The following is an 11,379-nucleotide window of genomic DNA, read 5'->3' on the forward strand; positions in this document are numbered from 1 at the left end:
TTAAACGACCCGTTTCAAGGTTTATTCTCAAATTCGGGTGTCCAGAAGCTTCACATACTTGTCGTGGAAGGCCGTGAAGGTACCTGCATCCAGCTCATCGCGGATACGCTCCATCAGATGATTGTAGAACCAGAGGTTGTGCATCACGGCCAGACGCATGCCAAGGATCTCCTCGGCCTTGAACAGGTGGCGGATATAGGCGCGGGAATAGTTCCGGCAGGCCGGGCAGCCGCACAGCGGGTCGATGGGGCGCTCATCGCGCTCGTACTTGGCATTCTTGATATTGATGATGCCGCCCCAGGTGTTCAGATGGCCGTGACGGGCATTGCGGCTGGGCATGACGCAGTCGAACAGGTCCACACCACGGGAGACTGCCTCAATGATGTTGCCGGGGGTGCCCACACCCATCAGATAACGAATTTTATCCTTAGGCATGTAGGGCTCCACCTGGCTGATGATCTCGTACATCACCTCGGTGGGCTCACCCACGGCAAGGCCGCCGATGGCATAGCCGTCAAGGTCAAGGTCAGCGATCTGCTTCATGTGCTCCACGCGCAGGTCTGCAAAAGTGCAGCCCTGGTTGATGCCGAACAGCAGCTGATCCGGGTTGACCGAGATGCCTTCGTGCTTCAGGCGGGCCATCTCAGCCTTGCAGCGCTTCAGCCAGCGGGTGGTACGCGCGCAACTGGCCTCGGAGTAGTCGTGCTGGGCAGGGTTCTCCACGCACTCGTCAAAGGCCATGGCAATGGTGGAGCCGAGGTTTGCCTGGATCTGCATGCTCTCCTCCGGGCCCATGAAGATGCGGTGGCCGTCCAGATGGGAGGCAAAGGTCACGCCTTCCTCGGTGATCTTGCGCAGCTTGGCCAGGCTGAACACCTGGAACCCGCCGCTGTCGGTCAGGATGGGACCATCCCAGCGGGTGAACTTGTGCAGGCCGCCCATGTCGGCCACCAGCTTGTCGCCGGGGCGCAAATGCAGATGGTAGGTGTTGCACAGCATGACCTGCGCGCCGATGTCCTTCAGGTCGTGTGCGGACAGGCCGCCCTTGATGGCACCTGCGGTGGCCACGTTCTGGAAAGCGGGCGTCTGCACCGTGCCGTGCACGGTCTTGAACTCGCCCCGCCGGGCATCGTGTTCCTGCTTGAGCAGTTTGTAAGTCGTCAAAGAAGGCATGATTTTTGTTCCTTTCTGTGCACGGAAAACAGCCGTGCGATCTCAACGAAAAAGCCCGGAGCGGACTTTTTCAGCCACAGAAGATTTCGTCTCTTTTTGCAAAAATGCAACGCAGCACCGTCATAAAATTACAAGATGACCATGGCGTCGCCAAAAGAGAAAAATCTGTAACGTTCCTGAACGGCAACCTTATAAGCTGCCATGGTCTTTTCGTAGCCGTACAAGGCCGACACCAGCATGATGAGGGTGCTTTCGGGCAGATGGAAGTTTGTGATGAGGCCGTCGATGCAGTTGAACTTGACGCCCGGATACAGGAAAATGGAGGTATTGCCACTGCAGGCACGGATCTCACCGTATTTTGCGGCAACAGCTTCCAGCGTGCGGCAGCTGGTGGTGCCCACGGCGATGACGCGGTGGCCCGCAGCTTTGGTGTCGCGGATCATCTGCGCAGTCTTTTCGTCGATGCAGTACCACTCGCTGTGCATCTTGTGGTCGGTGATCTCGTCCTCCTGCACGGGGCGAAAGGTACCCAGGCCCACATGCAGGGTCACCTCAGCAATATTCACACCCTTGGCGCGGATGGTATCCATCAGCTCCGGGGTGAAGTGCAGGCCGGCCGTGGGGGCTGCCGCGCTGCCCAGCTCCTTCGCGTAAACGGTCTGGTACTGGCTCTGGTCCTCCAGCTGCTTTGTGATGTAGGGCGGCAGCGGCATTTTGCCGAATTCGTCCAGCTTTTCATAAAGCGTCTCTGTATCGTAATAAAATGTAACGTACTTATTGCCGTCTTCCAGCGTTTCGTCCACCACGGCGGTCAGGGACCCGTCGCCGAAGCTCACCTTTGTACCGGGCTGCATCCGCTTGCCGGGCTTTGCCAGGCATTCCCACTGATCACCCTTGACCTGACGCAGCAGCAGCAGCTCACACACGGCACCGGTGGGCTGCTTGATGCCCACGATGCGTGCCGGCAGCACCTTGGAATTGTTCACCACCAGCAGGTCGCCCGGTTCCAGGTAATCCGGCAGGTCGTGGAAGATCTTGTGCTGGATGCTGTCGTCTTTCTGGCTCAAAACCATCAGCCGTGCAGAGTCGCGGGGGTCTGCCGGTTCCTGCGCAATAAGTTCTTTGGGTAAATCATACCAAAAATCTTTTTTCAACATAGGACTCAATTTGCCTTTCCGATGATTGACACGGACACCGTATCAATGATATCATAAAATCTGTATAAGCAGTATCTATTATATTGCATCGGTGTCCGGTTTGCAAGCCGTGAATCTGTGTAATAGAAATATTTATTGAGTTCTCTTTTTCGAAAGGAAGGGTACCGGAAATGGAAAAACAGTATAAAGTGGGTATCGTAGGCGCAACCGGCATGGTGGGCCAGCGTTTTGTGACGCTGCTGGAGAACCACCCCTGGTTCAAGCTGACCGTCGTGGCCGCATCCGGCCGCAGCGCAGGCAAAACGTATGAGGAGGCTGTTGGCCCCCGCTGGGCCATGACCACCCCCATGCCGGAGAGCGTGAAGAAGATGATCGTGGCAGACGCTTCCAAGGTGGAAGAAGTTGCCTCTCAGGTGGATTTCATTTTCTGCGCCGTCAACATGCCGAAGGATGAGATCAAGGCATTGGAAGAAGCCTATGCAAAGGCCGAGTGCCCGGTGGTCTCCAACAACAGCGCAAACCGCTTTACCCCGGATGTGCCCATGGTGGTGCCCGAGATCAATGCCGATCACATCGAGATCATTGCCGCTCAGCGCAAGCGTCTGGGCACCAAGCGCGGCTTCATCGCTGTCAAGTCCAACTGCAGCCTGCAGAGCTATGTTCCCGCCCTGCACCCGCTGATGAAGGACTTCGGCGTCAGCAAGGCGCTGGTGTGCACCTATCAGGCCATCTCCGGTGCCGGCAAGACCTTTGACCGCATGCCCGAGATCGTGGATAACGTCATCCCCTACATCGGCGGCGAGGAAGAAAAGAGCGAGCGCGAGCCGCTCAAGCTGTGGGGCCACATTGAGGGCGACCACATCGTCAATGCCGAGAAGCCGGTCATCACCGCACAGTGCTTCCGCGTACCGGTTTCCGACGGCCACACCGCTGCCGTGTTCGTGAGCTTTGACAAGAAGCCCACCAAAGAGCAGATGATCGAAGCCTGGGAGAAGTTCCGCGGCCCCGCTCAGGAGCTGAACCTGCCCAGCGCACCCAAGCAGTTCCTGCACTACTTCACCGAGCCGGATCGTCCGCAGCCCAAGCTGGACCGCAACACCGAGAACGGCATGGCTGTGTGCATCGGCCGCCTGCGCGAGGACACCCTGTTCGATTACAAGTTTGCCTGCATGAGCCACAACACCCTGCGCGGTGCTGCAGGCGGCGGCGTGCTGCTGGCCGAGCTGCTGGCCGCAAAGGGCTATTTTGACTGAGTATATTTTGCGTGAGAACGCATACAAAGGAGTTTTTAGGTTATGAAGAATCCTGTCTTTACCGGCGCGGGTGTTGCCATCATCACCCCGATGTACGAGGACGGAAGCATCAATTTTGACGAGCTGGGCCGCATCATTGAGGATCAGATCGCACACCACACCGACGCGATCGTCATCTGCGGCACTACCGGCGAGTGCTCCACCATGACCGACGAGGAACAGCTGGCTGCCATCAAGTACACTGTGGATGTCGTCAACCACCGTGTGCCCGTCATTGCAGGTGCCGGCTCCAATGACACCGACCACGGCTGCGCCCTGGCTGCAAAGTCTGCCGAGTGCGGTGCCGACGCCCTGCTGATGGTCACCCCCTACTACAACAAGACCACGCAGGCTGGTCTGGTGGCCCACTTTACCGCCATGGCAGAGGCCGGCGGCATTCCGGTGATCGTGTACAATGTGCCGTCCCGCACCGGCCTGAACATTGCGCCTGAGACCGCTCTGGAGCTGAGCAAGCACCCGCTGATCAACGGCATCAAGGAAGCTTCCGGCAACATCTCCCAGGTGGCCAAGATCGCACAGCTGTGCGGTGACGAGCTGAACATCTACTCCGGCAACGACGATCAGGTGGTCCCCCTGCTGGCTCTGGGCGGCAAGGGCGTCATCAGCGTCGTCTCCAACGTCAAGCCTCAGCTGGTGCACGACTGCTGCCAGGCCTTCTTTGACGGTGACACTGCCAAGGCACGCGACCTGCAGCTGGAAATGCTGCCGCTGGCCGATGCACTGTTCTGCGAGGTGAACCCCATCCCGGTGAAGTACGCCATGAACGTGCTGGGCTGGGAGGCCGGCGAGTGCCGCCTGCCGCTGGTGGAGCCCAGCGACGCCCACAAGGAGCAGATCGAAAAGACTCTGCAGGCAGCAGGCCTCATCCAGGAATAAATTCATTTGCGCGCGAATGCCCGGCGGAAATTCCAGCCCGGGCATTTTGCCGTATTCGCCGCGGGGAAAACTGCGGTGGGAAAGGATAAAAACTATGACGGAAATTGTGATTCAGGGCATCGGCGGCCGCATGGGCCATGTGCTGTGCGAGATGATCGCGCAGCGCGACGACTGCCGCGTGATCGCCGGTATCGACGTGAAGGACGGCGAGCAGAACGGTATCCCTGTATACGACAGTCTGGAAAAGCTGGACGGCAAGGGTGATGTCATCATCGACTTCAGCTCTCCGGCCGCTGTGGAAAAGGCTCTGCCCTACTGCGAAGCCCACAAGCTGCCCATCGTGGTGTGCACCACCGGCCTTTCGGAAGAACTGCAGCTCAAGGTCGTGCAGCTGTCCCGCACCGTTCCGGTGTTCAAGAGCGCCAACATGTCCATGGGCATCAACGTGCTGTCCGAGCTGTGCAAGCGTGCATCGGCCATTCTGGGTGTGAACTACGACGTTGAGATCGTGGAGCAGCATCACCACAACAAGCTGGATGCTCCCAGCGGCACTGCCCTGATGCTGGCCGACGCGATCAACGAGCAGAACGACGGCGCTTACCACTATGTATACGACCGTTCTTCTGTCCGCCAGAAGCGTGACCCGAAGGAGATCGGCATCAGCTCTGTGCGCGGCGGCAGCATCGTGGGCGACCACGAAGTACTGTTCTGCGGCCCGGACGAGGTCATCACCCTCAAGCACACCGCTTACTCCCGCAATATCTTTGCCAACGGTGCCATCAACGCCGCCGTCTATCTGGCAAAGAAGGAGCCGGGCCTGTACAACATGGGTGACATGATCGCCGCCCTCTGATCTTTTCGAAAAGCCGGAATGCGCCGCAGAAAGATGTGAACGCCATGAATCAACATGAAGCCTCGCCCCGCCGCCGCCCTTCCGCAAAGCGGCGGGCCAAAAAGCAGGCGCTCTGGACACTGGGGGCAGCCGCCGCGGTCATTCTGCTGTGCATCGCCTGCCTGCCGCGTCTTTTGTTCCAGGGGACGATCCCTGTGGCAGACTCGGCAAGCGTCGCTGCACTTCCGGCCCGTGCTGAGGAAACCGCAGGCTCCGTCCCGGAGGAAACACCCGAACCCGAAAAGGAGCCGGAACCAGTGGTGGAGACGATCCGCTTTTCTGCAACGGGCGACGACCTGATCCATTCGCCGATCTACAAACAGGCGCAGCGCCGCGCCACCGGCACCGAAAAATACAGCTTTGACTACTGCTATGAGCACATCGCGCCTTTCTATGCACAGCAGGATGTCAACTGGATCAACCAGGAAACGCTCTGCAACGATGAGCTGGAGCCTTCCAGTTATCCCTGCTTCTCCACGCCGGGTGACTGCGCACGGGCACTTTACCGCGCCGGAGTCCGGGTGTTCAGCCTTTCCAACAACCACACCTATGACAAGGGTGCAGCAGGCATTGCAGCGACCCTGCGTTTCTGGGAGAGTATGCCGGAAGACGTTGTGACCACAGGCCTCTGGCGCGGCACGGAGGATTACGGCCGCATCCCGCTGCAGACCATCAACGGCGTGACCATCGCCTACCTTTCCTACACAGAGCACACAAACGGCATCCCGCAAAGCAGTGCCATGCCCGCCAATATCATCTACACCAGCCAGACCGATGTGATCGAGCAGCAGGTGCGTGCGGCACGGCAGCAGGCGGACTTTGTGGTGGTGGGCGTGCACTGGGGCGTGGAAAACAGCCACACCATCGTGGATTCGCAGCGAACTTTGGCACAAAACCTCGCCAACTGGGGCGCGGACCTGATCATTGGCACCCATCCGCATGTGCTGCAGGATGCCGAGTGGCTCACAGCGGAGGATGGCCGGAAGGTGTTCACTGCCTACTCGCTGGGGAATTTTCTCAGCACGCAGAACCAGCCGGATCAGCTGGTGGGTGCGATCCTGACGGTGCAGCTGCAGAAGGTGACGGACCCGGACGGCAGTGCGCAGTGCACCGTGCTGGAGCCGAAGCTCCACCCCACCGTCACGCATTATGATGCAGGCAAATCCAACGTGCGGACCTATCTGCTGGCAGATTACACCGATGCATTGGCCAAGGCACACGGCGTGCGGGAAGCTTACCCGGCGTTCAGCCTGGAGGCGGTCCGCAGCATCGTGCAGCAGAACATTACCGGCGATTTTCTGGCATCCACGTAAAACCCCATCCGAATTCAAGGACCCTTGCATTCCAAAACGGCATATTTGCTATGCGGTCCAACGATGTTGCCGTCTCATCCAAAAAGGATCGCTCAAAGCGCCCGGTCCCGGGCAGAACGGAGGCTCTTATGTACGGAGTATCGAAGATCAACATTGAACCCAGCCTGATGATGATTAGCGTGCAGGATGTTGAGTTCAAAGGCAATGGCCTGGCACGTTACCTGCAGATCTTTGCCGACAACGGCGTTGTCGTGGATATGATCAGCCAGAGTGCTCCCCACGGCACGACCATTGATTTCAGCTTTACGGCATCCAGCAGCGACCTGCCGCTGGTGATGAAGGCGATCTCGGCCGCAAACCTGGATAAGGACGCAAAGGCTTCTCCCCTGATCAGTGTCGGCTACTCCAAGCTGAACCTGTTTGGCGAGGAGATGGTCACCAGCTGCGGCGTAGCTGCCCGCGCGCTGAATGCCCTTGCAATTGCTGGCATCGAGGTGCTTCTGGTCACGACCAGTGACCTGGATATTTCTCTGCTGGTCCATGCAGAAAATGAAGATGCCGCTTATGAAGCACTGAAAAAGGCATACGAGCTCTGATTTTTTCATCCTGCGCGAGACCCGGACATGCAGTTTGCTGCGGTCCGGGTCTCCTTCGCGTTCATTTGAAATGTGAAATGCTCGCTGCTGCGAGAAAACGATTGGGAGAAGTTTCTATGAGCAAATATGATGATCTTGCCAGAATCATCATTCAAGATGTCGGCGGCCGCGCAAACATTGCATCGCTGACCCATTGTGCGACCCGGCTGCGGTTCCGGCTCCTGGATGAAAGCAAGGCACAGACGAGTGCCCTGTCTGGCACTGCCGGTGTCGTGACTGTCATTCGCAGCGGCAGGCAGTATATGGTCGTGATCGGGCGTCATGTCACGGAAGTTTATGATGCCGTCTGCCGCGCAGCGCATCTTGATGGCAAAGGAAGACCGGCAGGTGCCGCCCACCCGGCCGCTGCATTTCTGGCGCGGCTTTTTCATCGCGGCCGCAAAATGGAACCGACTGCCGCCGACGGTATCCTGATCTATGCACCTGTTTCCGGCAGAGTGCGCCCCCTGCCCCGGATCGAGGATCCGGTCTTTTCCAGCGAAGCACTGGGTAAAGGCTGCGCCATTGAGCCGTCCGGCGATGCCATCGTGGCACCGTTTGACGGCGTTGTGGAGCAGATCGCGCAGACGAAGCATGCCGTCGGCCTGCGCAGCGAAACCGGAGTTGAACTTCTGATCCATGTTGGCATGGATACCGTGGAACTGAAAGGCCTGGGCTTTGCCCCGCAGGTGCAAGTGGGCGACAGGGTAAAGCAGGGTCAGCTTCTTCTGAAGTTCAACCGCACCGCAATTGCAGCCGCCGGATACCGCGTGACCACGCCGGTCGTTGTGACCAATACCGCCGCATTTAAATCTGTGCAGGTCATTGCCAGCGGCACCGTGACCGAAGGACAAAAACTACTGCTGCTTTGCTGACAGGCCCCTGCCGCATCTTCTGGCAAAAAACAAAATCACCGAAGACACAAAGACCCCTGCTCGCTTGAAGTGAGCAGGGGTCTTTGCATATAAAAAATCCCACGCTGCGGCAAAGCAAAGCGCAGCGTGGGAACGAAGATAGCTTAGTGCAACTCAGGCAATCAGCGAGCCAGGGTGTACTTGTGCAGGGTCTTGCGCACAGCGCCGGGGCCTGCGAACAGCTCTTTGGCCATAGACTCGATCTTCTCGCCCAGACCAACGGCATACAGGTCAACGCCGAACACATCGGTGCGGCTGTACAGCTGCTTCAGGCAGCTGAAGTCCTGCTCGCCTTCCTTGACTTCCAGTGGAGCCACGATTGCCTGCAGCTCAGCCAGCAGCGGATCGGTGGAGGGCTCGAAAGCCTGACCGTTATCGTCGATGCCCTTCAGGTAGCGGGCATAACCTGCCAGTACCAGCGGGATCAGAATCAGATTGGACTTGTCCAGACCGCGTGCCTCGTATGCCTTGATGGTCTCGCCGAAGCGGATGGCCAGCTTCTGAGAGGTATCGGTTGCGATACGCTGGGGAGCATCGGGCATGAAGGGGTTAGGCAGACGACGGTTGATGACAGCGCCGATGAACTCGTAGGGGTTCAGCACACCGGGATCGACCACGACGGGCATAGCCTCAATGTAACCGATCTTCTGGATGAAGGCACGCAGGTCTTCATCAGCCATCTCGGCAGAAATCAGGGTGTAGCCCAGCATGCAGCCGTAGATGGACATTGCGGTGTGCAGCGGGTTCAGGCAGGTGCAGACCTTCATCTTCTCGATCTTATCGACGGTCTCACGGTCGCAGTACAGCACGCCGCCCAGTTCCAGCGGAGGACGACCATTGGTGTAGTGGTCCTCGATGCACAGGTACTGGGTCTCCTCGGCGTTGACGAAGGGAGCGGTGAAGGTGTGCTTCTCGGTGACGATGGTGTAGTTATCCTCAAAGCCGTCGTCAGCCAGCATCTTCTGCACCTTTGCGTCCGGGCGCGGGGTGATCTTGTCGATCATGCTCCAGGGGAAGGTGACCTTGGTCTCGTCCTGCACGTATGCCAGGAACTCAGCGGGCACCAGACCCTGCTCCACCCACTTAGCGGCGTAGGTGTGGACAGCATTCTTGACCTTGTCGCCGTTGTGAGAGCAGTTATCCATGCTCTGGACGGTCAGCGGCAGCTTGCCGGCCTTGAAGCGCTCGTACAGCAGAGCGGTGACCTTGCCCATGGCCAACACGGGGGTCAGGCCGCGCTCCAGATCAGCAGGAGCAACGCCGTAGCCTTTCTCGGTGATGGTGAAGGAGATCATCTGCAGACTGGGGTTCTGGAAGATCTCGACCAGACGTGCCCAGTCCTCAGTGAAGGAAGGATCAGCCTTCAGGCTCTCAGTAACGGAAGCCACGACCTTCTTCTCGATCTCGCCGGTGGACTTCAGGCAGACCAGCAGGCTCATGTTGTCGTAGGGACGATAAGCCTTGTCGATGATCTCGTAGTCGAAGCTCTCGGCCACGATGACACCGCGGTCATACTCGCCGCTGTTCAGTGCATCGTTCAGCACTGCTGCGGGGAAAGCGCGGAAAATGTTGCCTGCACCGAAGTGCACCCAAGTGGGCTCGGCGTGGGTCTTGGCCTTGACGGCCTCGATGTCAAACTTGGGCAGCTCGTAGCCCTTTTCTGCCCACTCGGCGGACAGATTGCCGTTCTTAATATCAGTCAGCTTCATGATAATCAGCCCTTCTTTTCCTCATCCAGACGATCCAGCAGATCCCATACACCCAGCATATACTGAATGCCCAGAGCACGGTCATACTTGCCATAGCCGGGACGGCAGCTGCCGGGGCCTTCCTCCCACAGCTGACGGCCGTGGTCGGGACGGATGTAGCCCTCAAAGCCGCAGTCATGGTAAGCGCGCAGGATCTCGATGATGCCGGTCTCGCCGCAGCAATCGCGGTGAGCAGCCTCGCAGAAATCGCCGTTCTCGAAGTGATGGATGTTGCGGATGTGGGCAAATGCAATACGGTCGCAGTGCTTGCGGACGATGGCAGCAACATTGTTGTTGGGGTTTGCGTTCAGGCTGCCAGAGCACAGAGTCAGGCAGTTGTACGGATCGTCCACCATGCTCAGGAAGCGGTCGATGGCGTCAGAATCGGTCAGCAGACGAGGCAGGCCGAAGATATCCCAAGGAGGATCATCCTGATGGATGGCCATCTTGATATCGCACTCGTGACAGGTGGGCATGATAGCTTCCAGGAAGTACTTCAGGTTCTCCCACAGCTTTTCTTTGGTGACAGGAGCGTAAGCCTTGAACAGCTCATCCAGCTTTGCCATACGCTCGGGTTCCCAGCCGGGGAAGGTCATGTTGTACTTCTCGGTGAAGGACATGATGTACTCAGCCATGGACTTGTAGTCGTCCTTGATCTTTGCCTTCTCGTAGAACAGAGCGGTGGAACCGTCGCCCACGGGATGGAACAGATCGGTGCGGGTCCAGTCGAAGACCGGCATGAAGTTGTAGCAGATGACCTTGACACCGAACTTGGACAGGTTGCGGATGCACTGCTTGTAGTTCTCGATGTACTTGTCGCGGGTGGGCAGACCGATCTTGATGTCATCGTGGACATTGACGGACTCGACCACATCCATATCGAAGCCGTAAGCGTGGATCTGATCGGCGACCTTCTGGATCTCGTCGATCTCCCAAATCTCGCCGGGCATCTTGTTGTGCAGTGCCCAGACGATGCTGGTCACACCAGGGATCTGCTTGATGTCGCTCAGGCTGACGGGGTCATTGCCCTCGCCATACCAGCGCCAACCCATTTTCATAGGCATAGTGGGTTCCTCCTGATTTTTATTTCTTTTTAGCCTTGCTTTTCACGCGGCCTTGTGCCGCGCTCTCTGACTTATATTCTAGTATATCAGTGTTCTTTTTTCAATGGACGCAATGCCGAATTTCCGTGTTTATTCTTGTATACTTTAGACAAAAGGACGAAAAAGCCCCTTTTTCTCCGGCAAATTCGCTTATATCCGATTTTTTGCCAGGTCTTTCTTGTGCAGGATTGCCATATTTTTATCAAGCATTTTTGGGCTGCACTTCACACAACTGAAATGGCAGTTGTATCCTTC

At 57.8% G+C, this 11,379-nt stretch carries 10 protein-coding genes; 6 read left to right on the top strand and 4 right to left on the bottom strand.

All coding sequences use genetic code 11. The annotated features are described in order from the left end of the window. Nucleotides 1-27: 27 nt before the first annotated feature. Both tgt and queA read right to left on the bottom strand, forming a co-directional pair. Nucleotides 28-1,173 (bottom strand): tRNA guanosine(34) transglycosylase Tgt, encoded by a 1,146-nt coding sequence (tgt, locus tag CGS49_RS12185; protein WP_097802063.1) that lies wholly within the window; start codon nucleotides 1,171-1,173, stop codon nucleotides 28-30. Between the two features lie 128 nt (nucleotides 1,174-1,301). Beyond that, nucleotides 1,302-2,330 carry a tRNA preQ1(34) S-adenosylmethionine ribosyltransferase-isomerase QueA gene (gene queA / locus CGS49_RS12190; protein WP_097802064.1) on the bottom strand — a complete coding sequence of 343 codons (1,029 nt, stop codon included), beginning with the start codon at nucleotides 2,328-2,330 and terminating at the stop codon, nucleotides 1,302-1,304. Between the two features lie 170 nt (nucleotides 2,331-2,500). Between queA and asd the strand changes: the two genes are divergently transcribed. The 6 genes from asd (at nucleotide 2,501) to CGS49_RS12220 (ending at nucleotide 8,234) form a co-directional block, all read left to right on the top strand. Continuing rightward, the gene (asd, locus tag CGS49_RS12195) at nucleotides 2,501-3,583 is read left to right on the top strand and encodes an aspartate-semialdehyde dehydrogenase (protein ID WP_097802065.1); all 1,083 of its coding nucleotides are present in this window, start codon (nucleotides 2,501-2,503) and stop codon (nucleotides 3,581-3,583) included. A 42-nt stretch (nucleotides 3,584-3,625) separates the two neighbouring features. Beyond that, complete coding sequence (gene dapA, locus CGS49_RS12200) at nucleotides 3,626-4,519, top strand: 4-hydroxy-tetrahydrodipicolinate synthase (RefSeq protein WP_097802066.1); 894 nt, start codon at nucleotides 3,626-3,628, stop codon at nucleotides 4,517-4,519. 94 nt (nucleotides 4,520-4,613) lie between these two features. After that, complete coding sequence (gene dapB / locus CGS49_RS12205; RefSeq protein ID WP_097802067.1) at nucleotides 4,614-5,372, top strand: 4-hydroxy-tetrahydrodipicolinate reductase; 759 nt, start codon at nucleotides 4,614-4,616, stop codon at nucleotides 5,370-5,372. A 44-nt stretch (nucleotides 5,373-5,416) separates the two neighbouring features. After that, the gene (locus CGS49_RS12210) at nucleotides 5,417-6,724 is read left to right on the top strand and encodes a CapA family protein (RefSeq protein ID WP_097802068.1); all 1,308 of its coding nucleotides are present in this window, start codon (nucleotides 5,417-5,419) and stop codon (nucleotides 6,722-6,724) included. A gap of 128 nt (nucleotides 6,725-6,852) precedes the next feature. Then, nucleotides 6,853-7,320: an ACT domain-containing protein gene (locus CGS49_RS12215; protein ID WP_097802069.1), complete on the top strand. Its 468-nt coding sequence runs from the start codon at nucleotides 6,853-6,855 to the stop codon at nucleotides 7,318-7,320. Between the two features lie 116 nt (nucleotides 7,321-7,436). After that, on the top strand, nucleotides 7,437-8,234 hold the full coding sequence (locus CGS49_RS12220) for a PTS sugar transporter subunit IIA (protein ID WP_179859075.1): 798 nt from the start codon (nucleotides 7,437-7,439) through the stop codon (nucleotides 8,232-8,234). Between the two features lie 161 nt (nucleotides 8,235-8,395). On the opposite strand, the gene CGS49_RS12225 is transcribed toward CGS49_RS12220, so the two are convergent. Both CGS49_RS12225 and uxuA read right to left on the bottom strand, forming a co-directional pair. After that, nucleotides 8,396-9,982: a mannitol dehydrogenase family protein gene (locus tag CGS49_RS12225; RefSeq protein WP_097802071.1), complete on the bottom strand. Its 1,587-nt coding sequence runs from the start codon at nucleotides 9,980-9,982 to the stop codon at nucleotides 8,396-8,398. A 5-nt stretch (nucleotides 9,983-9,987) separates the two neighbouring features. Continuing rightward, complete coding sequence (gene uxuA, locus CGS49_RS12230; protein WP_097802072.1) at nucleotides 9,988-11,085, bottom strand: mannonate dehydratase; 1,098 nt, start codon at nucleotides 11,083-11,085, stop codon at nucleotides 9,988-9,990. Between the last annotated feature and the right edge of the window lie 294 nt (nucleotides 11,086-11,379).

The organism is Faecalibacterium langellae (genome assembly GCF_002549775.1).
Taxonomy (GTDB): Bacteria; Bacillota; Clostridia; order Oscillospirales; family Ruminococcaceae; genus Faecalibacterium; species Faecalibacterium langellae.

What these genes read in the sequence shown, in the direction of transcription:
- tgt (WP_097802063.1), bottom strand. Translation starts at nt 1,173, where the DNA reads ATGCCTTCTTTGACGACTTACAAACTGCTCAAGCAGGAACACGATGCC.
- queA (WP_097802064.1), bottom strand. Translation starts at nt 2,330, where the DNA reads ATGTTGAAAAAAGATTTTTGGTATGATTTACCCAAAGAACTTATTGCG.
- asd (WP_097802065.1), top strand. Translation starts at nt 2,501, where the DNA reads ATGGAAAAACAGTATAAAGTGGGTATCGTAGGCGCAACCGGCATGGTG.
- dapA (WP_097802066.1), top strand. Translation starts at nt 3,626, where the DNA reads ATGAAGAATCCTGTCTTTACCGGCGCGGGTGTTGCCATCATCACCCCG.
- dapB (WP_097802067.1), top strand. Translation starts at nt 4,614, where the DNA reads ATGACGGAAATTGTGATTCAGGGCATCGGCGGCCGCATGGGCCATGTG.
- CGS49_RS12210 (WP_097802068.1), top strand. Translation starts at nt 5,417, where the DNA reads ATGAATCAACATGAAGCCTCGCCCCGCCGCCGCCCTTCCGCAAAGCGG.
- CGS49_RS12215 (WP_097802069.1), top strand. Translation starts at nt 6,853, where the DNA reads ATGTACGGAGTATCGAAGATCAACATTGAACCCAGCCTGATGATGATT.
- CGS49_RS12220 (WP_179859075.1), top strand. Translation starts at nt 7,437, where the DNA reads ATGAGCAAATATGATGATCTTGCCAGAATCATCATTCAAGATGTCGGC.
- CGS49_RS12225 (WP_097802071.1), bottom strand. Translation starts at nt 9,982, where the DNA reads ATGAAGCTGACTGATATTAAGAACGGCAATCTGTCCGCCGAGTGGGCA.
- uxuA (WP_097802072.1), bottom strand. Translation starts at nt 11,085, where the DNA reads ATGCCTATGAAAATGGGTTGGCGCTGGTATGGCGAGGGCAATGACCCC.